This window comes from Pseudactinotalea sp. HY158 (assembly GCF_009660225.1).
GTDB lineage: Bacteria > Actinomycetota > Actinomycetes > Actinomycetales > Beutenbergiaceae > HY158.
In genome coordinates this window covers 2,947,578-2,967,100 of record NZ_CP045920.1, presented here as the reverse complement: position 1 = coordinate 2,967,100, position 19,523 = coordinate 2,947,578, and the positions used below count along the sequence as shown (strand labels likewise).

Here is a 19,523-nt window from a genome sequence, read left to right as displayed (position 1 = left end):
AGCCGCTCGGAGACGACCGGAATCGGCCCGCGCCACCGGGGCGGGCGTTACAGTCACCCGTACGAGACCGCGAGGGTCGCGGAGAGGGACACATCGTGAAACTTGAGTTGCGGGGTCTGACCAAGCGATTCGGCTCGCTCGTCGCCAACGATCACATCGACGTGACGTTCGAGGCGGGATCGATCCACGCGCTGCTCGGCGAGAACGGCGCCGGCAAGAGCACCCTGATGAACACCATCTACGGCCTCTACCAGCCGGACGACGGGCAGATGTTCATCGACGACCGGCCCGTCCGGTTCGACGGCCCCGGTGAGGCGATGGCGGCCGGGATCGGGATGGTGCACCAGCACTTCATGCTCGTGCCGGTGTTCACCGTGGCGGAGAACCTCGTGCTCGGCCACGAGCCCACCGGCACCGGCGGGATCATCGACCTCAAGTACGCGCGCAAGCTCGTGCGGGACATCTCCGCCCGGTTCGGCTTCGAGGTCGACCCGGACGCCTACATCGAGGACCTGCCGGTCGGGGTGCAGCAGCGCGTCGAGATCATCAAGGCGCTCTCCCGGGACGCGAGGATCCTCATCCTCGACGAGCCGACCGCGGTGCTCACCCCGCAGGAGACCGACGAACTCATCGGGATCATGCGCCAGCTGCGCGACGAGGGCACGGCGATCGTCTTCATCACCCACAAGCTGCGCGAGGTCCGCGCCGTCGCCGACGAGATCACCGTGATCCGCCGCGGCCGGGTCGTGGGCACCGCCACCCCCGATGCCGCCGAGAACGAACTCGCCTCCCTCATGGTCGGCCGGGCCGTCAACCTCGGTGTCGAGAAGGCGGAGGCGCGCACGAACGACCGGCTCTTCGCGGTCGCCGACCTCAGAGTGCACGACTCCAACGGCACCCCGGTCGTCGACGACGTGAGCTTCGAGGTGGCCGGCGGGGAGATCCTCGCGGTCGCCGGTGTCCAGGGGAACGGTCAGACCGAGCTGGTCGAGACCATCCTCGGGCTGCGGCCGGCGCTGGCGGGCTCCGCCCGCCTCAACGGCCGGGAGCTGCTCGGGCTCGAGGTGCAGGAGGTGCTGGACTCCGGGGTCGGCTTCGTGCCCGAGGACCGCTCGACCGACGGGCTCATCTCCTCGTTCTCGATCGCCGAGAACATGATCCTCGACCGCCACAACCGGCCACCGTTCGCGAAGGGCCTGGCCATGTATCCGAAGGTCATCGCGGACCACGCCGAGAAGTACCGCGCCGAGTTCGACGTGCGCACGCAGTCGATCCAGGATCCGATCTCCGCCCTCTCGGGCGGGAACCAGCAGAAGGTCGTGCTCGCCCGGGAGATGTCCCGCGACCTCGACCTGCTCATCGCCTCGCAGCCGACCCGCGGGCTCGACGTGGGCTCGATCGAGTTCGTGCACGGCCGGATCGTGGCCGAACGCGACCGGGGCACCCCCGTGCTCATCGTCTCCACGGAACTCGACGAGGTGGCGGCGCTGGCCGACCGGATCGCCGTGATGAACAAGGGCCGGGTCGTCGGGATCGTCCCGGCCGGCACGAGCCGCGACGTCCTGGGACTCATGATGGCGGGCATCCCGCCCGAGGCCGCGGAGGCCGAGGCGGAGCAGCACCCCACGACCCTGCACGAGAGCGGGCCCGAACTGCTCGACCCGGAGAACCCGCAAGGGAAGGAGAAGAAGTGAGCGACACCCCGAGCCCACCCGAGCCGTCCTCCCCGGCGGAACCGGTCTCCCCGTCGGAACCGGTCTCCCCGTCGGAACCGGCCGAGGCGAATCGGCTCCACACCGAGCCGAAGCTCAACCTGCTGCAGGAGATGCTCCGCTCGAGCTGGCTCGTGACCCTGCTCGCGATCGTCGCCGCGCTCGTCATCTCCGGTCTGCTCATCGCCGCGGCCGACGAGCAGACCCGGCAGGCGTCGTCCTACTTCTTCTCCCGCCCCTACGACATGCTCTGGTACGCGTGGGACGCGATCCGCTCCTCCTACGTGGCGCTGTTCCGCGGCGCCGTGTTCGACTTCGAGGCCGACTCCTTCGTGCGGATGATCCGCCCGCTGACCGAGACGATGGTGTGGTCGACCCCGCTCATCTTCGCCGGTCTCGGCCTGGCCGTCGGGTTCCGGTCGGGCATGTTCAACATCGGTGCCCAGGGGCAGGTGCTCATGGGCGCGGCCGGCTCCGCCTACGTCGGCTTCACGTTCTCGGCGCCCGGCCCGACGCTGCTCGTGCTCGCCGTGCTCGCCGCGATCGTGATCGGCGGCATCTGGGGCGGCATCGCCGGTTTCCTCAAGGCCCGCACCGGGGCGAACGAGGTGATCGTGACGATCATGCTCAACTGGATCGCGGTGTGGCTCGTCTCCTACCTGCTCACCACCTCGGTGCTGCGGCCCATCGGCAACCGGCCGATCAGCCCAGCCGTGCACGACAATGCGATGTTCCCGAACCTGCTGCCCGAGCCATTCCGTATCAGTCTCGCCTTCCCGCTGGCCCTGCTCGCGGCGTTCGGGGTGTGGTGGCTCATGGAGCGGTCCACGCTCGGCTTCAAGTTCCGTGCCGTCGGGGCGAACATGGACGCCGCCCGCACGGCCGGCATCAAGGTTCCGTCGGTCTTCGTGTGGGTCATGGTGGTCGGCGGCCTCCTCGCCGGGCTCGGTGGGTCGAGCATCGTGCTCGGCACGGAGGGGACGATGCAGGCGAGCACCGCGGGGTCCGTCGGGTTCGACGCCATCACGGTGGCGCTGCTCGGTCGCTCGAAACCGCTGGGCACGGTCGGGGCGGCGCTCCTGTTCGGGGCGCTGCGGGCGGGCTCCCCGTTCATGAAGACGGTCGCCGACACCCCCACCGACATCGTGCTCGTGATCCAGGCGGTCATCGTGCTGTTCATCGCGGCGCCCCCGCTGGTGCGCCGGATGTTCTTCCTTCCCCACAGCGGCCTCAAGCGGAAGGAGGCGCTCGCATGACCGCCACGACCGAGTCCCCCCGTCTCGAGGCGGCCGCGCCCCGGGAGGCGGTCGCCCTGCGCACACCGATCATCCTCGGCGTCGTCGGTCTCCTCGGACTGCTCGCCTACCTGTTCCTCGGGCCGGAGGGCGCCTCCACCTTCAAGCTGTCCCAGAGCAACGACACGTTCGACGTCGGCGAGGTCACCGTGCCGGGCCGGCCGGCCGGGATCGTGCTCATGCTCGGCGCGCTGGCGCTCGCCGGCTCCTCGTTCTACCTCGCCTACCGGCGCAAGAAGCTGCCGACCTGGCTCACCCTCGGTTTCGGCGTGCTCGTGCTGTTCGCGTTCCTCGTGTGGGTCGTGGCGGGGAACAACTACGGCCTGCCGATCCCGTTCCTGCTCTCGACCACGATCATCGCGGCCCTCCCGCTCGCCTTCGGGGCGATGGCCGGGGTGCTGTGCGAGCGCTCGGGAACGATCAACATCGCGATCGAGGGGCAGCTGCTCGCCGGCGCGTTCATGGGCGCCACGGTCGGCGCCGCGACCGGGAGCCTGTACTTCGGCCTCATCGCCGCCCCGATCGCCGGCGGGCTCGTGGGCTGGCTGCTCGCCGTCTTCACGGTCAAGTACCGGGTGGACCAGATCATCGTCGGGGTCGTGCTCAACGTGCTCGTGCTCGGGCTGACGAACTACCTGTTCTCGACCGTGCTCTCGACCAACCAGTCGCTGCGCACCCCGCCCGCCCTGCCCGAGCTGCGGATTCCGCTGCTCGCCGACCTGCCCGTGATCGGCAATGCGTTCTTCAACAAGAACATCATGGTCTACACGATGATCGTGCTCATCTTCGTGCTCCAGTACCTGCTGTTCCGCAGCCGGTGGGGGCTGCGGATGCGCTCGGTCGGGGAGCACCCGAAGGCGGCCGACACGGTCGGCATCAACGTCAACCGCACCCGGTACCGCAACGTGATCCTCGGCTCGGCCATCGCGGGATTCGGCGGAGCCTCGATCGTGGCGGCCGGGCTCGCGTTCACGAAGGAGGCGACCCAGGGCCGCGGCTATATCGCGCTCGCCGCGATGATCCTCGGCCGGTGGAACCCGACCGGAGCGCTCGCCGCGGCGATCCTCTTCGGCTTCTTCGACTCGCTGCGCCGGGTGCTCGGCAACATCGACTCGCCGATCCCCTCGGAGCTGCTGTCGATGCTGCCGTACCTGGCCACGATCTTCGCCGTCGCCGGCCTCGTCGGCCGCTTCCGGCCGCCCGCGGCCGAGGGCAAGCCGTACCCGCCGGAGTGACCGGGCACGCCGGCATCAAGGAGGCCGCCATGGCAGACATCGACTGGGACCGGCTGCGCGGGGCGGCCCGGGAGGTGGTCACGCGCGCCTACGCCCCCTACTCCGGCTATCCCGTGGGGGCGGCCGCGCTCACCGACTCCGGTGAGGTGATCGTCGGCTGCAACGTGGAGAACGCCGCCTACGGGGTGACCCTGTGCGCGGAGTGCTCCCTCGTCTCCGCCCTGATCACGGGGGGCGGCGGCCGGCTCGTCGCATTCACCTGCTGCAACGGCGGCGGCGAGGTGATCATGCCGTGCGGCCGCTGCCGCCAGCTGCTCTGGGAGCACGGCGGCGCCGAGCTGCTGGTGGAGACGGTCCGGGGGATCCGGCCGATGACCGAGGTCCTGCCCGATGCGTTCGGGCCGGAGGCCCTCGCCGCACACCGGCCCGAACGCCGGCCCGAACCCTGATCAGGAGGAGCGAGAAGATGAGCCACGAACCGTTCGACGCCGTCGAGGTGATCACGGCCAAGCGGGACGGCCGCCGGCTGGACCCGGACCGCATCGCCTGGGTGATCGACGCCTATACCCGCGGGGTCGTGGCCGAGGAACAGATGGCCGCCCTGGCCATGGCGATCCTCCTCAACGGCATGGACGCCCGCGAGATCCTCCACTGGACCACGGCGATGATCGACTCCGGGGAGCGGATGGACTTCTCCGGCCTCGACCGGCCGACCGCCGACAAGCACTCGACCGGCGGGGTCGGCGACAAGATCACCCTGCCGCTGGCACCGCTCGTCGCGTCCTTCGGCGTCGCCGTGCCGCAGCTCTCGGGCCGGGGACTGGGCCACACGGGCGGCACCCTCGACAAGCTGGAGTCGATCCCCGGCTGGCGGGCGGCCCTCTCGAACGACCACCTCATGCGCCAGCTCGCGGAGGTGGGGGCGGTCATCTGCCAGGCCGGTTCCGGCCTCGCCCCGGCCGACCGGAAACTCTACGCCCTGCGCGACGTCACGGGCACCGTCGAGGCGATCCCGCTCATCGCCTCGTCCATCATGTCCAAGAAGATCGCCGAGGGCACCGATTCGCTCGTGCTCGACGTCAAGGTCGGCTCGGGCGCGTTCATGAAGAGCATGGACGACGCCCGCTCGCTCGCAACCACGATGGTCACCCTCGGGCGCGACGCCGGCGTGACCACCTCGGCGCTCCTGACCGACATGTCCACCCCGCTCGGGCTCACCGCCGGCAACGCGCTCGAGGTGCGCGAGTCGGTCGAGGTGCTCGCCGGCGGCGGACCGGGCGACGTGATCGAGCTGACGGTCGCGCTCGCCCGGGTGATGCTCGACGCGGCGGGACGCCCCGACGCCGATCCACGGGCGGCGCTCGCCGACGGGCGGGCGATCGACGTGTGGCGCAGGATGATCCGGGGGCAGGGCGGCGATCCCGAGGCGCCCCTGCCGGTGGCGACCCACACCGAGGAGGTCCGGGCCACCGCCGGCGGCGTGCTCACCGGGCTCGACGCCTACGCGGTCGGGGTGGCGGCCTGGCGACTCGGGGCCGGGCGTGCCCGGCGCGAGGACGCCGTGCAGGCCGGCGCCGGCATCGAACTCCACGCCAAGCCGGGGGAGGCGGTGCGCGCGGGCCAGGTGCTCATGACCCTGCACACCGACACGCCCGAGCGCTTCGGCCGCGCGGTCGAGGCACTCACCGGCGCGGTGACGATCGGGCCGCAGCAGACCGGACCGGAGGCGCCGGCGCCGGCGCCGCGACCCGTCGTGCTCGAGACGATCGACTGAACTCGCGCCGATCGGGCGGACGGTAGCATCGGGGGAAACGGGGCGGGATCCTTCGTTGTGCCCGGCCGATGCATCGATGCGGCGGCGGGGACCTCGATGCGGCGTGCCCAGAACCAGCGGGGAGGCCTGATGCGGGATCGACGTGACACAGTGACGCGGCCGAGGTCGTGACGCCGTGAACCGGCCCGATTCCGGCGGCGGCTCCGGGGTCGTGGTGCTCAACCTGACCGACCTGGACCATCCGGAGGACCTGCGCCTGCTCGAACTGGCGGGCCGGCTCCTCGCCCCGCACGGACTGCTGCCGGTGCTCGCCCCCGGGCCGGAGGGGTGGCTGGATGCGCTCGACCGGATCCGGCCCGATGCGGCCTACCTCGGGGCCCCGATCGAGGATCTGGCGACCCACCACGAGCTGGAGGAGCGCGCCCGCGCGGGGGCGCGGCTGCTCGTGGCGCATCCCCTCCGGCCCAGCCCCCACTTCGACAGCCTGCACGGCTGCCCCACCCAGGGCGTCGACGCGGCGCTGGAGTACCTGCTCGAGCGGGAGGACCGGATCGGCTGCCTCGCCTCGGAGCCCCAGCTCGACACGCACGGTCGGGGCCGGGTCAGCCGGTATTCCCCGTACGCCCGCGCGGTCGACGACGGCCGGATCGCCGAACCGGCCGTCGCGGTGCACGACGGCACCCGGCGGGGCATGCGCCGCGGGGCGGCCCGACTCATCGACGCCGGGGTCGGGTCGATCCTGTGCACGAGCCGCTGCAGCGGGGAGGCCGCGGACGAGGAGGCCGCCGAGCGGGGCCTGCGCGTGCCGCTCGACCTGCGCGTCGTCGCGGGCGGGCGGGCCGTGCCCGAGTGCTCCCGGCGCTCCTTCGAGATGGCGGTCTCGGGGGCGACCCCGGCCCTGGCCGCGCGGCTCCTCGTCGATCTCGCCACGGGCGCCCGCCGCCCGGGCTGCGACCACGGGCTGGCCTGGCGCGTGCGAGCCTGAGGTCAGGTGCCCTTGGGGTGCCAGACCGTCTTGGTCTCCGTGTACGCGAGGATCCCGCGCAGCGACTGCTCCGCCGTCCAGTCCGGCTCCACCTCGGCCGCGGGGCGGCGCACCCGCTTGAGGCTGTCGGCGGCGGCCGCCTCGAGTTCGCCCCAGGTCACATTCTCGGCGCCGACGGCGCCGGCGAGGTCGAGGGCGTTGACGTCCTGGTGGGCCGCGAGCGGAGGCGCGAGTTCGGCGGTGCGGCCGGTGAGCAGGTTGACGACGCCGCCGGGAACGTCCGAGGTCGCGAGCACCTCGGCGAGGGCGACGGCGGGCAGCGGCCGCTCCTGCGAGGCGAGCACGACGGCGGTGTTCCCGGAGACGACGGCGGGCGCGAGCACGGAGACGAGGCCGAGCAGCGAGGACGCCTGCGGGGCGAGGACGCCGGCGACCCCGGTGGGCTCGGGGGAGGAGATGTTGAAGAACGGGCCGGCCACGGGGTTGGCGTTCCCGGCGACCTGGGCGATCTTGTCCGCCCAGCCCGCGTACCAGACCCACCGGTCGATCGCGGCGGAGACGACGGCGCTCGCCCGCGCGGCGCTCATCCCCTCGCCGGCGGCGACGTCCGCCTCGAACTGGGCGCGCCTGCCCTCCATGAGCTCGGCGACCCGGTAGAGCACCTGCCCGCGGTTGTACGCGGTGGCCCCCGCCCAGCCGGACTGCGCCGCTCGAGCAGCCCGGACCGCGTCGCGCACGTCCTTGCGCGAGCCCTGGGCGACGTTCGCCGCGAAGGCGCCGCGCGACGTCGTCACTTCGTAGGTGCGACCGGATTCGGAGCGCGGAAACGCTCCGCCGATGAAGAGCTTGTGGGTCTTGGGAACGCCCAGGCGCCGGTCGCCGGCCGCGCTCGTGGTCGTGGGGCTCATCGCGTGGTTCCTTCCACCAGGTACGGGCCGAGGCCGTGGCGCCCGCCCTCGCGGCCGTAACCGGACTCCTTGTAGCCGCCGAACGGGCTCGTGGGATCGAATTTGTTGAACGTGTTCGCCCAGACGACGCCGGCGCGCAGCTGATCGGCCATCCACAGGATCCGCGAGCCCTTCTCCGTCCAGATCCCGGCGGAGAGGCCGTAGGGGGTGTTGTTCGCCTTGGCGACCGCCTCGGCCGGGGTGCGGAAGGTGATGACGCTGAGCACGGGCCCGAAGATCTCCTCCTGCGCGATCCGGTGCGACTGGGACACCCCGGTGAACAGGGTCGGGCGGAACCAGAACCCGTTCGTGGGGATCCCGCAGTCGAGCGACCAACGGATCGCGCCCTCGTCCTCGCCGGCCTGCACGAGGTCCGTGATGCGCTGGAGCTGGGCGGCGGAGTTGATCGCGCCGACGTCGGTGTTCTTGTCCATCGGGTCGCCCACGCGCAGCGTGCCGAGGCGGACCTTGAGCCGCTCGACCAGTTCGTCGTGGATGTTCTCCTGCACGAGCAGCCGGGATCCGGCGCAGCACACCTGGCCCTGGTTGAAGAAGATGCCGTTGACGATCCCCTCGACGGTCTGGTCGATCGGGGCGTCGTCGAACACGATGTTCGCGGCCTTGCCGCCGAGCTCGAGGGTGGCGACCTTGCGGGTGCCGGCGATCGCGCGGGCGATCCCCTTGCCCACGGCGGTCGACCCGGTGAAGGCGATCTTGTCGACTCCCCGGTGGGCGACGAGGGCCGCACCCGTGGGCCCGGCGCCGGTGAGGATGTTGACCACCCCGGGCGGCAGGCCCGCCTGGCGCAGCACGTCGGCGAAGAGCAGCGCGGTCAGCGGGGTGGTCTCGGCGGGCTTGATCACCACGGTGTTGCCGGTGGCCAGCGCCGGGGCGATCTTCCACGAGAGCATGAGCAGCGGGAAGTTCCACGGGATCACCTGCCCCACGACGCCGTGCGGGCGGGGGGCGGGGCCGAAGCCGGCATGGTCGAGCTTGTCGGCCCACCCGGCGTAGTAGAAGAAGTAGGCGCTCGCCAGCGGCACGTCGACGTCGCGCGACTCCCGGATCGGCTTGCCGTTGTTCAGGGTCTCGGCCACGGCGAACTCGCGCGAGCGCTCGGCCAGGATCCGCGCGATCCGGTAGAGGTATTTCGCGCGCTCCGAGCCGGGCGTGCGGCTCCAGACCTTCTCGAAGGCCTTCCGGGCCGCGGCGACGGCGCGGTCGACGTCCTCCTCCCCGGCGACCGAGACCTCGGAGAGCACCTCCTCGGTGGCCGGATTGATCGTCTTCATCGTCGTGCCCGCGCCGTCGGTGAACTCGCCGTCGATGAAGAGGCCGTAGCTGGAGTCGAAGCTGACCACGGAGCGCGACTCCGGGGCGGGCGCATACTCGAAGACCATGGGATACCTCAGTCGATCGTGATGTAGTCGGGTCCGGTGTAGGCACCGGTGGTGAGCTTGCGGCGCTGGGCGAGCACGTCGTTGAGCAGGGAGGAGGCGCCGAAGCGGAACAGCTCGGGGTCGAGCCAGGTCTCCCCGGCCACCTCGTTCACCGCCACGAGGTAGTGCACGGCCTGCTTCGAGCCGCGGATGCCGCCGGCGGGCTTGACGCCCACGCTCACGCCGGTCAGCGCCGCGAAGTCACGCACCGCCTCGAGCATGAGCACCGTGACCGGCAACGTGGCCGCCGGGTTCACCTTGCCCGTGGACGTCTTGATGAAGTCGGCGCCGGCGAGCATGGCGAGCCAGGAGGCGCGGCGGACGTTGTCGTAGGTGACCAGTTCGCCGGTCTCGAGGATGACCTTGAGGTGGGCGGGCTCCGGGCGGGACCGGCACACCTCACGCACGGCCACGATGTCCTCGAACACCCGGGCGTAGTCTCCGGCGAGGAAGGCGCCGCGATCGATGACCATGTCGATCTCGTGGGCGCCGGCGCTCACGGCGTCGGCGGTGTCGGCCAGGCGCACCGCGCGGGAGGCCCGCCCCGAGGGGAAGGCCGTGCTCACGGCCGCGACGTGGATCCCGGTTCCGGCCACGGCCTCGAGGGCCACGGGCACGAGGTCGTTGTAGACGCACACGGCCGCCGGCCGGGGGCAGCCGGGATCGCTCGGATCGGGGGTGCGGGCCTTGGCCACGAGGGACCGGACCTTGCCGGGGGTGTCGGCGCCCTCGAGGGTGGTCAGGTCGATCATCGAGATGATCGCATCGAGCGCCCAGGCCTTGGCCGAGGTCTTGATCGAGCGGGTCGAGAGCATCCCCGCGCGCGCGTCGGCACCGACCTTGTCGACCCCCGGCAGCCCGTGCAGGTACCGGCCCAGATTCGCCGACGTGAGCGAATCCGTGCCGACGATGCCCGCAGCGGTGGCCGCGACCTCGGCGGCGCTGCGATGCCAGGGGCGGAGGGCCGGTGGAGCACCGGCGGTGGTGCGTGTCATGGGGCGAGTATAAAGCGAGGCCCCGGAAGCGCTACCTCTCATCTGCGCGTCAGCCTGATGGGCGTGAGCCGCGCCGAGATGATGTACTTCGCCAGGTAGACCGGTCGCGCGCCGTGGTTGAGGACCACGGTGAGGACGAGTACGCCGGGCCCCTGTACGCGGGCTCCCGGCGGCGGCGGGTCGAGGCGGGAATCCGCATAGCCGGTCTGAACCAGGGAGTAGTGGGCCTGGCTGCGGATCGCCGGATCCACCGCCTGGAGCATGCTCGTGGAGCCGGTGTCCGAGATGGGTGCCCAGTCGGGGTGGCTCAATTCGAGGGCGTCGAGTGCGGGCTCGCCGTCGAGGTCCAGATGGCTCTGCCACACGCGCAGCGGGGTGCCGAGCGGGACCTCCAGGTGCTCTCCGCTCCATCTCGTGGCGTGGGTCGTGGCGCGTCGGGATACCGTGAGCGATGCGCCCTGTCCGTGCCCGAACATGTCCTCGATCGGCGTGGGCCCGCTGTCGGGCCTCGGTTGCGACAGGCCCGCCACGACGCGGCGGCGGCCCTGCCCGCGACTGAGCAGCCCGTCCTCCTCCAACAAAGTCAGCGCCTGCCGCACGATCCGGCGACTCACCCCGAGCTGTTGGGCCAGGTCCAACTCGGTCGGGACGGTGTCTCCGGCCGTACGCCCCGCCTCGGTGATCACTTGGTACAACGCGTCATAGACCTGGACGGCCAGGGGCCGTGCGTCTCGAATTGGCTGGATGTCCATGAAGCCATCATGCCAATATTCCGCCTCTGCCGCGGCCGATGGGCCGGTCATAAGACGAATGTCTCGGACGGGACATGCTTGTCAGATCGAAGCTGCATGAGTATGTTGTACCAAAGCGGACATTCACTGCGAAGGAGCAGCGCCGATGCGGACCGTGGGCACGACAACACTTGAGGTCATCGGTGGCCTCACGCTCGACAGCGTCATCAGTAGCGATGGGACATACGTCACCGACAGCCCTGGTGGCAATGCCTTGTGGGCCGCCGCGGGCGCCGTCATGCTCGGTGCGGACGTCGCGCTGCACACCGTGGCCGGCCGTGACTACGACCCCGACGTGCTCACCGCACTCGCCGCGGCCGGTATGCGCGTCGATCACGTGCGCAGAGACTCCGAGATCGACAGCACCCGGGTCACGTTCGCCTACGAGCTCGACGGCGAGCGCATCGGCCCGGCGCCACGCGAGCGGATCCTCCAGCTGCCCCGGTCGGCGCAAGGTGCCTTCGTGGACACGACCCTCGACCCGGCGCAGGTGCTGCCGACCCTGTCGACCCCCGCCGACCTCGCGCGATCCGGCCGCGCGTCCCACCCCTGGCACATGGGCCTTCTCCCGGTGAGCCGGTTCGGCGAGCTGGTCACGTATCTCGCCGGTGTCGGCGCGCCCTACGTCCAGGCCGACTGCCCGTCGCGTCACGACCTGCTCGAGACCGGCATTCACGTGCTCGACGGGCTGCTGGAGCAACTGGACGTCTTCCTGCCGAGCACGTCGGACTCGGCCGTCTTCGACCCGGACCAGACTCCGCTCGAGACGGTCGCCGCGTTTCGGGCCCTCGGAGCGCGCACGACGGTGCTCAAGGACGGTGCCGCGGGCGCCTGGATCGCCGAGGGCGATGCGGCGTCGATGTGGCACGTTCCGGCCTACCGAGGCCATCTCGTGCGCGACCCGACGGGTGCGGGAGACGTCTTCTGCGGTGCCTTCGCAACCGCCGTCGTCCGTGGGGACTCACTGCTGCGAGCGACGTGTGCCGCTTCGGCGTGCGCGTCCTTCGCCACGACGGTGCTGCAGCCGCTCGAGCTGCTCGCCGTCGATCCTCACGACATCGAGTCACGAACCACGACCATCGAGAAAGGTGCACGGAGACTATGAGACGAACAACCATCGGAGTGCTGGGCAACGCCGCCCCCGCGGGCACGCAGTTGCCCCCGGGCCTGCTGGACCTCGCGGCCGAGGTCGGGCGATCGATCGCGCGAAGCGACGCGGTCCTCCTCAGCGGGGGCACCGACGGCGTCATGGCGGCCGCCAGCCGAGGTGCCCAGGAGGCCGGCGGGTTCACCGTCGGGTTCCTGCCGTACGCAGATCACGAACACGCGAACCAATACCTGGACCTGTCGCTCCCGACCGGCATGGGGACGATCCGCAACTTCCTGACGGCGCGCTGCGCCGACGCGGTCATCGTGGTGGGGGGAGGCGTGGGAACCCTCAACGAGATCACCATCGCATACGACGCGGGTACTCCGATCGTTGCGCTCGCGGGATCCGGTGGGTGGGCGGATCGGATCCGGCCGAACCTCATCGACGACCAGTGGATCGATGCGAGACAGGTCACCCCGATCTCGTTCGCGGCAACCCCGCAAGAAGCCGCACAGATCGCCCTCGCCCGCAGCCGGGAAGAGCGACTGGGCAGTCGGCTCAGCGCGCTCACGGGCGCTGCAGGCCACTAATTCACCGATCGAGCATGTCGACGCTTGGAGGACATCATGACCAGAATGCAGATCCAGTTGAACCGCGGCGCCGCTCGGGGTGCTCTCGCCGCCGCGGCCGTACTCGCTCTCACCGCCGCCTGTTCGTCGACGGGATCCGGCGATGACGGCTCGCCCGATGGAGCGGCCGGCGATTCCGTGTTCGCGGCGGACGGCACGCTGACCATCCAGCTCTCCTACCTCAAGGAGGTCGGGTACGCGGGCGACTACATCGCCGAAACCGACGGGTACTTCGAGGACGAAGGCTTCGGGAAGGTCGATCTCATCGCCGGGCCGACCGCCGTCGAGGCCGCCGTGGCCGCCGGGAACGCCGAGGTCGGCTATACGACACCCATCGGAACCGCGAGCATGGTCGCGAATCAGGACACGCCCATACGGATCGTCGGCGTGCTCGAGCAGCGAAACGCGTTCACGATCATGTCCCTGCCGGGCGCGGGCGCGATCACGGAACCCGCAGACCTGATCGGCACAACCATCGCCGTGCCCGAGGGTACGGCCACGATCATCGTGCAGGCCCTCCTCAAGGCCAACGGCATCGCGGCCGATGAGGTCCAGCTCGTTCCGGGGATCGGGAACGTCGGGATGATCTCGGGCGGCGAGGTGGACGGCTACTTCACCTTCGAGACCAGTGAACTGGTGGCCATCGAGAACGGAGACGTCGTGTCGATGCCCTTCGCCGATCATGGCCTGCCCGTGAGCGGGCTCGCGTACGCCGTGACGACCGAGGCGATCGAGAACGATCGCGATGCGGTCAAGGCGTTCCTGGTGGCTGAGCTGCGAGGCTGGGCCGATGCGATCGACGACCCGGAGTTGGCCGTCCAGCTCACGATGGACACGTACGGCAGCGATCTCGGGCTCGATCGGGCCACTCAGGAGGCGCGCGCCCAGCGCTTCGCCGACTACCTGTTGCCCGGTGGCGAGGGCAGCCTCCTACTGCTGACGGATGAACAGATCGCCGGCAACCTGGAATCGCTCGGTGATGCGGGGATCGACGTCGCAGCAGACGACGTCTTCGACATGACCCTGCTCCAGGAGATCTACCAGGAGCATCCCGATCTGCAGCAGGCGAAGTAGGTCGCGATGAACACGCCGAACACGGATGGTTTCCGTATCCGTGGCCTCACGAAGACGTTCGGGCGCGGCGATGCGGCCGTGACCGCTTTGCGTGACGTGTCGGTCACGACGGCGCGCGGTTCGTTCGTGGCGCTCCTGGGGCCGTCGGGGTGCGGGAAGTCGACGATCTTTCGCATCCTCGCCGGCCTGGACGACCCGACCGAGGGCGCGGTGGCCGTGCACGATCGTGATCCGGAGACGATACGCCGTTCGAATGAACTCGGGATCGCCTTCCAGAACTCGGCCCTGTTGCCGTGGCGTCACGTTCGCGGCAATATCGCACTGCCGCTCGAGATCGCCGGGATCAAGCCCGCCCCCGGCCTGATCGAGGGTCTCATCGACCTGGTCGGTCTCCAGGGTTTCGAGGATGCCAAGCCGGCACAACTGTCCGGTGGCATGCGCCAGCGGGTCTCCATCGCCCGTGCGCTCGTCGTAGAACCCGAGATCCTGCTGCTGGACGAACCGTTCGGGGCGCTCGACGACATGACCCGGCAGCGGATGAACCTCGAGCTTCAACGCATCTGGACGGAACGCCCGGCCACGACGCTGCTCGTCACGCACGGCATCGACGAGGCGATGTTCCTCGCCGACCAGGTCGTCGTGATGAGTGCGCGGCCGGGGCGCGTCATCGAGGTCATCGATGTGCCGCTACCACGCCCGCGTACCCCCGAGATGATGCGATCAGCGGAGTTCCACGCGCTGGTGGATCACGCCTCGGAACTGCTCTTCACCCAACAACAGGCGGCGATGGTGTGACCATGGCGAGTATCCAGATCGCAGGTCCGGGCAGCAGGCCGCGTCGGCGCCGGGGCGGGCAGGGGCCGCATCCGGTCGTCGTCGGCTCGGTCGGCTCCGTTGTGATCCTGCTGGTGTGGTGGGCGGTCGCGTCGGTGTTCTTCACCGGGCCCGGCGCGCTCCCCACCCCGCTGGAGGTCCTCCTGCAGTTTCCCGCGGACGGGCTGGGCTTCTACTGGACGAATCTCCAGGTGACACTCGTCGAGGCCGCCCAGGGCTACCTACTCGGAGCGGTCCTCGCGCTACTCCTGGCCGTCCTGGTCCTGCTGGTCCCGAGCCTGGAACGTGCGGGAACACAGTTGGCGGTCGTGACGTACTGCCTGCCGCCGGTCGCCGTGGCGCCCGTCGTCTTCCTGCTCCTCGGGGCGCCGAGCCCCGGTGATCCGTCGCGGACCGCGACCTGCCTGGCCGCGCTGCTCGTGTTCTTCCTCGTGTACACGAATGCCGTCCTCGGGTTCAGGTCCGCCGACCGGCAGAGCCTGGAACTCGTCCAGGCCTACGGCGGGAGGCGCCGGCACCAGCTCCTCAAGGTCCAATTGCCGGCCTCCGTCCCGGCGCTCATCGGAGGGCTCAAGATCGCCGCGCCGATCGCGGTGCTCGGGGCGATCCTCGGCGAATACGCGGGTGGTGTGGACAAGGGGCTCGGCCCCGCGCTGCTCACCGCCCAACGACAGGTGGACGCACCGCGGACGTTCGCGATCGGCCTGCTGTCCGCGGCCGTGGCGGGAGGGTGGTTCGCGCTGCTCGCCCTGGTCGAACGACTCGCCCGGCTCCGGCTGGGCGGAGGTGGCGCGGAACTCAGCCGTGGTCCGGTTGCCGGCGGGCGCGGCGGTGGCCCGTGGCTTGCGGTGGTGCTGGGCGCCGGTGCCCTGGCCTTCCTGCTCCTCCTCTGGTGGCTCGGGCTGTTGGCCATCGATGCCTCACCGTTCGTCAGCAAGACTCCCGGTGACGTCTGGCGCTACCTGTTCGTGGATGAGGCGGCGGCAGGCAATAGGGAGATCGTCCTCGGGAATATCGCGGTCACGTTGGCGGATGCGGGACTGGGGTTCGTGGCCGGCCTGATCGTCGCCTTCGCTCTCGCGGTCGCGATGACGCTCATCCCGTCCCTGTCGCACGTCGTGCTGCCGTGGGCGCTCGTCATCCAGCTGGTGCCGTTGGTGGCGATGGCACCCGTGATCATCCTGCTGTTCGGGCGAGGGACGGCGACGGTGGCGGTTCTGGGCGGACTGATCGTGTTCTTCCCCGGCCTGGTGAACATCTCGATGGGGCTGCGCACCCCGCCGCAGGAGATGCTCGAACTCGTGGCGGTGTACGGCGGCGGCCGCCCCGCACAGCTCCGCAAGGTGCGCCTCGCCGCGTGCGTGCCCGCGCTCTTCGCGGCGATCAAGATCGGTGTGCCCGCGGCGATCAACGGGGCGCTCCTGGCCGAGTGGCTAGCGACGGGACGAGGGGTGGGCGGAAACATCACGACGGCCATGAGCAGTGGCAACAACATCGCCGTCTGGGCGCACGTCGTCGTGATGACAGGTGTCGCGCTCGGGCTCTATGCGCTCGTGGTGGTGCTGGAGAAGGCGGTGTTGCGACGGCAATTCACGTGACAGCAGTACTCGTCGTGGCCGAACGGGCCACGCTCAGATCGTTCGGGTCAACGAAAAGAAGGAGCACCCATGCCGACGAAGATGATTCTCGACTGCGATCCCGGTGTCGACGACACCATGGCACTGATGTATGCGGCGCTGCATCCCGAGATCGACCTCCTGGCGGTGAGCACCGTCTGGGGGAACGTGGACGTGGCCACGGCGACCCGCAATGCGCTGCACACCCTCGAGCTGGTGGGTGCCGGAGCAGTACCGGTCGCGCAGGGCGCCGGTCAGTCGCTGCGCGGGGAGGCCCACGGCTACGGGTTCTTCGTGCACGGCGACGACGGTCAGGGGAACGTCTACGACGGTGCGCCCGTCGGTCCGGCGGCGTCGACGACGGGCGCGCAGCAGATCATCGACGTCGCCCGAGCCCATCCCGGTGAGGCCTGGCTCGTGGCGGTCGGGCCGCTGACGAACCTGGCGGTCGCACTCGCGCTCGAACCGGAACTTCCCACGCTCGTCGCCGGCGTCTCGATCATGGGCGGCGCCGCGCTGGCGCCGGGGAACGCGACACCCGTCGCCGAGGCGAATATCTGGCACGACCCGGAGGCGGCCGATGCGGTCTTCCGTGCCGACTGGGACATCATCATGGCCGGGCTCGACGTGACGATGAAGGTCCTGATCAGCCCGCAGCGTCGAGCGATCCTGGACGCGGGCGGTCGGGCCGCGCGGTACATGTCGGGGATCCTGCAGTTCTACGGCGACTTCTGTGCCGCCACGGCGTTCAACAGCTGGAACGCGACGATGCACGACACCATCGCGGTGGCGGCCGCGGCGGGAACCCTCACGATCCATGAGGCACCCGTGGTCGACGTGGCTGTGGATTGTTCCGGTGGGCCGTCCCACGGTGCCACCCTCTGCGATCTGCGGGGCAAGTACGCGGGCTATCCCGCACAGGAGGGTGCGCACTGCACGGTCCTGCTCGACGTCGACGACGGGATCGCGGACGAGGTGGTCGCGCTCATCGCCGCGTACGACGGGTAGCGCTCCACGATCGACTGCGCGACCGGCTGCCCGGCGAGCCGAAATCGGTTAGCCGGGCAGCCGATTCTGGCCGAGACCGTGGAGGAATCGCGGCCCGGTGATCGCGAGCTCGCGCCGGTGGCTCTCGTGCCAGCCGCGGTACGGGGCGAGGGCGAGGTTCTCGTTCCGGAACCGGTCGTCCTCGGAGACCTCGGTCGTGCAGAAGTCGGGGATGATCAGGTCGGTCACGGGCCCGCCGCGCTCGACCTCGGCGATGACCAGCGGCGCGTTCTCGAGGAGGAACTCGTCGATGATCCAGCCGTCGGCATCGAGCCAGAGGGAGTGGCGCACCTTCGTCACGAGGTGGTGGCCGAACCCGACCATCCGGCTCGCGACGAGCGGATCGAGTTCCCGCTCCGCCTCGTAGCGGGTGCCACCGGCCGCGGGCCCCTTGGCGGTCATCGTCGCGAGGGTGATGTTCTCCCCGATCGCGTCGATCACCTCCGCGGCGCTCCCGAGCCCGCGGATCCCCGCCGGCGCGGGCCCGTGGATGCGCACGCGCACGGCGTAACCGTCCTGGGAGAGCAGGTAGGACTGCACGACGACGTCGGGGAACGGGTCGGCGTCGGTGAGCGCGGGCACGCCGTCCGCAAGCAGGAACTTGCGCTCGAACTCGAAGTCGGACCAGTCGTCGGCGGCCATGACCCCACGGTATCCCGGGAACGGCGACGCGCCGGGGAATCGGCGCGCCCGCGCGCGCCGCGCCGCGGGGCGACCGGCTAGACGAACAGGTGGAAGAGCGGCGAGTCCGGCGCGATCACCCGATACGTGAGTCCGGTCGCCGCCATCCGCGCGAGCAGCGGTTCGTAGTCGCCGGCCCGCCCGAGCGTGAGGCCCACGAACGCGGGCCCGGTCTCCCGGTTCGACCGCTTCGCGTACTCGAACAGGGAGATGTCGTCGTCGGGCCCGAGCACCTCGTCGAGGAACAACCGCAGGGATCCCGGCTGCTGCGGGAAGTCGATGAGGAAGTAGTGCCGCAGCCCCTCGTGCACGAGCGAACGCTCCATCACCTCCGCGTACCGGGAGACGTCGTTGTTGCTGCCGGTGAGCACGCACACGACGGTCGAGCCCGGCGAGATCTCCACGGGCGCGCCGGAGCCGAGCGGCCCGAGCGCGGCCAGCGCGAGCGCCCCGGCGGGCTCGGTGATGATGCCCTCGGTCTGGTAGAGCCGCAGCATCTCCGAGCACAGCCGCCCCTCCGGCACGGCGGCCATCCGCAGCCGAAGGCGGGAGACGATCTCATACGGCAGGTCGCCGACCCGGCGCACCGCGGCCCCGTCGACGAAGTTGTCGATCTCGGCCAGCGTGACCGGCTCGCCTGCGGCGAGCGCGGCGATCATGGACGACGCACCGGCGGGTTCCACTCCGATCACCCGCGTCGTCGGGCTCGCCTCCGCGAGGTAGGAGGCGACCCCGCTGATGAGCCCGCCCCCGCCCACGGGCACGACCACGATGTCCGGGGAGGAGCCGAGCTGGTCGTGGATCTCCTTGGCCACGGTCCCCTGCCCGATGATCGTGCGCGGATCGTCGAACGGGTGCACCGGCACGGCACCGTGCTCCCGGGCATAGGCGGCCGAGGCGGCGTAGGCCTCGTCGTAGGTCGAGCCCACGGAATGCAGGTGCACCATGTCGCCGCCGAGCTCGCCGATGCGCTGGAGCTTCTGCCGCGGCGTGGTGCGCGGGAGGAAGATGTGCCCGGTGATCCCGAGGTCGTGGCAGCCCTCGGCCACGCCCTGGCCGTGGTTGCCCGCGCTCGCCGCGACCACGCCCCGCGCCCGCTGCTCCGGGGTGAGGGAGAGCATGAGGTTGAGGGCCCCGCGGACCTTATAGGAGCGCACGGCCTGCTGATCCTCGCGCTTGATGAGGACCCGGGCCCCGGTGGCCCGGCTCATCCGCTTCCAGTGGGTGAGCGCCGTGCGGTCGACCACGCCCTGGAGTCGCTGGGTGGCCTCGCGGATCGCGGCGGCGCTCACCACGGGGGCGGCGGTCGCGGCGGAGGGGGAGGCGGTGGACACGCCGACGAGTCTAGTACTCGACCCCCTGGGGACCGCCGCTCCACC

At 70.6% G+C, this 19,523-nt stretch carries 18 protein-coding genes; 12 read left to right on the top strand and 6 right to left on the bottom strand.

Features of this window, described 5'->3' with window-relative positions; translation table 11 throughout:
• Window positions 1–95: 95 nt before the first annotated feature.
• The 6 genes from GCE65_RS13000 (at window position 96) to GCE65_RS12975 (ending at window position 7,001) form a co-directional block, all read left to right on the top strand.
• Window positions 96–1,694, top strand: coding sequence for an ABC transporter ATP-binding protein (locus tag GCE65_RS13000; RefSeq protein WP_153878695.1), 1,599 nt, complete (start codon window positions 96–98; stop codon window positions 1,692–1,694).
• On the top strand, window positions 1,691–2,968 hold the full coding sequence (locus GCE65_RS12995) for an ABC transporter permease (RefSeq protein WP_153878694.1): 1,278 nt from the start codon (window positions 1,691–1,693) through the stop codon (window positions 2,966–2,968). The genes GCE65_RS13000 and GCE65_RS12995 overlap by 4 nt, the downstream gene beginning before the upstream one ends.
• Window positions 2,965–4,242 (top strand): ABC transporter permease, encoded by a 1,278-nt coding sequence (locus GCE65_RS12990; protein WP_153878693.1) that lies wholly within the window; start codon window positions 2,965–2,967, stop codon window positions 4,240–4,242. Before GCE65_RS12995 ends, GCE65_RS12990 begins: the two co-directional genes overlap by 4 nt.
• Window positions 4,243–4,271: 29 nt before the next feature.
• Window positions 4,272–4,691 carry a cytidine deaminase gene (locus tag GCE65_RS12985; protein ID WP_153878692.1) on the top strand — a complete coding sequence of 140 codons (420 nt, stop codon included), beginning with the start codon at window positions 4,272–4,274 and terminating at the stop codon, window positions 4,689–4,691.
• A gap of 17 nt (window positions 4,692–4,708) precedes the next feature.
• A complete protein-coding gene (locus GCE65_RS12980) occupies window positions 4,709–6,016 on the top strand; it encodes a thymidine phosphorylase (RefSeq protein ID WP_153878691.1) in 1,308 nt (435 codons plus the stop codon).
• Between the two features lie 175 nt (window positions 6,017–6,191).
• Window positions 6,192–7,001, top strand: a complete 810-nt coding sequence (locus GCE65_RS12975; protein ID WP_152910313.1) for a hypothetical protein — start codon at window positions 6,192–6,194, stop codon at window positions 6,999–7,001.
• Window positions 7,002–7,003: 2 nt separating this feature from the next.
• Here the strand turns inward: GCE65_RS12975 and GCE65_RS12970 are convergent, their stop codons facing one another.
• Genes GCE65_RS12970 through GCE65_RS12955 form a run of 4 tightly spaced genes read right to left on the bottom strand, consistent with a single transcriptional unit; the run spans window position 7,004 to window position 11,134 of the window.
• Window positions 7,004–7,909, bottom strand: a complete 906-nt coding sequence (locus tag GCE65_RS12970; protein ID WP_153878690.1) for an aldehyde dehydrogenase family protein — start codon at window positions 7,907–7,909, stop codon at window positions 7,004–7,006.
• Complete coding sequence (locus tag GCE65_RS12965; RefSeq protein ID WP_153878689.1) at window positions 7,906–9,348, bottom strand: aldehyde dehydrogenase family protein; 1,443 nt, start codon at window positions 9,346–9,348, stop codon at window positions 7,906–7,908. The genes GCE65_RS12970 and GCE65_RS12965 overlap by 4 nt, the downstream gene beginning before the upstream one ends.
• Before the next feature lie 8 nt (window positions 9,349–9,356).
• Window positions 9,357–10,382 carry a deoxyribose-phosphate aldolase gene (deoC, locus tag GCE65_RS12960; RefSeq protein WP_152910310.1) on the bottom strand — a complete coding sequence of 342 codons (1,026 nt, stop codon included), beginning with the start codon at window positions 10,380–10,382 and terminating at the stop codon, window positions 9,357–9,359.
• 38 nt (window positions 10,383–10,420) lie between these two features.
• Entirely contained in the window at window positions 10,421–11,134 is a 714-nt protein-coding gene (locus GCE65_RS12955; protein WP_194928710.1) for a GntR family transcriptional regulator, read from the bottom strand.
• 145 nt (window positions 11,135–11,279) lie between these two features.
• Between GCE65_RS12955 and GCE65_RS12950 the strand changes: the two genes are divergently transcribed.
• The 6 genes from GCE65_RS12950 to GCE65_RS12925 all read left to right on the top strand — a co-directional run bounded on the left by GCE65_RS12950 (window position 11,280) and on the right by GCE65_RS12925 (window position 17,424).
• Complete coding sequence (locus GCE65_RS12950; protein ID WP_153878687.1) at window positions 11,280–12,278, top strand: carbohydrate kinase family protein; 999 nt, start codon at window positions 11,280–11,282, stop codon at window positions 12,276–12,278.
• Window positions 12,275–12,853, top strand: coding sequence for a TIGR00725 family protein (locus GCE65_RS12945; RefSeq protein ID WP_152910307.1), 579 nt, complete (start codon window positions 12,275–12,277; stop codon window positions 12,851–12,853). Before GCE65_RS12950 ends, GCE65_RS12945 begins: the two co-directional genes overlap by 4 nt.
• A gap of 36 nt (window positions 12,854–12,889) precedes the next feature.
• Complete coding sequence (locus GCE65_RS12940; protein WP_152910306.1) at window positions 12,890–13,966, top strand: ABC transporter substrate-binding protein; 1,077 nt, start codon at window positions 12,890–12,892, stop codon at window positions 13,964–13,966.
• Window positions 13,967–13,972: 6 nt separating this feature from the next.
• The gene (locus GCE65_RS12935) at window positions 13,973–14,761 is read left to right on the top strand and encodes an ABC transporter ATP-binding protein (protein ID WP_153878686.1); all 789 of its coding nucleotides are present in this window, start codon (window positions 13,973–13,975) and stop codon (window positions 14,759–14,761) included.
• A gap of 2 nt (window positions 14,762–14,763) precedes the next feature.
• Window positions 14,764–16,398: an ABC transporter permease gene (locus GCE65_RS12930; protein WP_153878685.1), complete on the top strand. Its 1,635-nt coding sequence runs from the start codon at window positions 14,764–14,766 to the stop codon at window positions 16,396–16,398.
• A gap of 69 nt (window positions 16,399–16,467) precedes the next feature.
• A complete protein-coding gene (locus tag GCE65_RS12925; protein ID WP_153878684.1) occupies window positions 16,468–17,424 on the top strand; it encodes a nucleoside hydrolase in 957 nt (318 codons plus the stop codon).
• Window positions 17,425–17,472: 48 nt separating this feature from the next.
• On the opposite strand, the gene GCE65_RS12920 is transcribed toward GCE65_RS12925, so the two are convergent.
• Window positions 17,473–18,105, bottom strand: a complete 633-nt coding sequence (locus GCE65_RS12920) for a hypothetical protein (RefSeq protein ID WP_153878683.1) — start codon at window positions 18,103–18,105, stop codon at window positions 17,473–17,475.
• 77 nt (window positions 18,106–18,182) lie between these two features.
• Window positions 18,183–19,478 (bottom strand): threonine ammonia-lyase IlvA, encoded by a 1,296-nt coding sequence (ilvA, locus tag GCE65_RS12915; protein ID WP_153878682.1) that lies wholly within the window; start codon window positions 19,476–19,478, stop codon window positions 18,183–18,185.
• Window positions 19,479–19,523 lie beyond the last annotated feature (45 nt).

Excerpts from the sequence above, each read along its gene's own strand:
- GCE65_RS12945 (WP_152910307.1), top strand. The coding sequence starts at position 12,275 with ATGAGACGAACAACCATCGGAGTGCTGGGCAACGCCGCCCCCGCGGGC.
- GCE65_RS12965 (WP_153878689.1), bottom strand. The coding sequence starts at position 9,348 with ATGGTCTTCGAGTATGCGCCCGCCCCGGAGTCGCGCTCCGTGGTCAGC.
- GCE65_RS12970 (WP_153878690.1), bottom strand. The coding sequence starts at position 7,909 with ATGAGCCCCACGACCACGAGCGCGGCCGGCGACCGGCGCCTGGGCGTT.
- GCE65_RS12940 (WP_152910306.1), top strand. The coding sequence starts at position 12,890 with ATGACCAGAATGCAGATCCAGTTGAACCGCGGCGCCGCTCGGGGTGCT.
- deoC (WP_152910310.1), bottom strand. The coding sequence starts at position 10,382 with ATGACACGCACCACCGCCGGTGCTCCACCGGCCCTCCGCCCCTGGCAT.
- GCE65_RS12950 (WP_153878687.1), top strand. The coding sequence starts at position 11,280 with ATGCGGACCGTGGGCACGACAACACTTGAGGTCATCGGTGGCCTCACG.
- GCE65_RS12985 (WP_153878692.1), top strand. The coding sequence starts at position 4,272 with ATGGCAGACATCGACTGGGACCGGCTGCGCGGGGCGGCCCGGGAGGTG.
- GCE65_RS12930 (WP_153878685.1), top strand. The coding sequence starts at position 14,764 with ATGGCGAGTATCCAGATCGCAGGTCCGGGCAGCAGGCCGCGTCGGCGC.
- GCE65_RS12990 (WP_153878693.1), top strand. The coding sequence starts at position 2,965 with ATGACCGCCACGACCGAGTCCCCCCGTCTCGAGGCGGCCGCGCCCCGG.
- GCE65_RS12925 (WP_153878684.1), top strand. The coding sequence starts at position 16,468 with ATGCCGACGAAGATGATTCTCGACTGCGATCCCGGTGTCGACGACACC.
- GCE65_RS12935 (WP_153878686.1), top strand. The coding sequence starts at position 13,973 with ATGAACACGCCGAACACGGATGGTTTCCGTATCCGTGGCCTCACGAAG.
- GCE65_RS12980 (WP_153878691.1), top strand. The coding sequence starts at position 4,709 with ATGAGCCACGAACCGTTCGACGCCGTCGAGGTGATCACGGCCAAGCGG.
- GCE65_RS12955 (WP_194928710.1), bottom strand. The coding sequence starts at position 11,134 with ATGGACATCCAGCCAATTCGAGACGCACGGCCCCTGGCCGTCCAGGTC.
- GCE65_RS12920 (WP_153878683.1), bottom strand. The coding sequence starts at position 18,105 with ATGGCCGCCGACGACTGGTCCGACTTCGAGTTCGAGCGCAAGTTCCTG.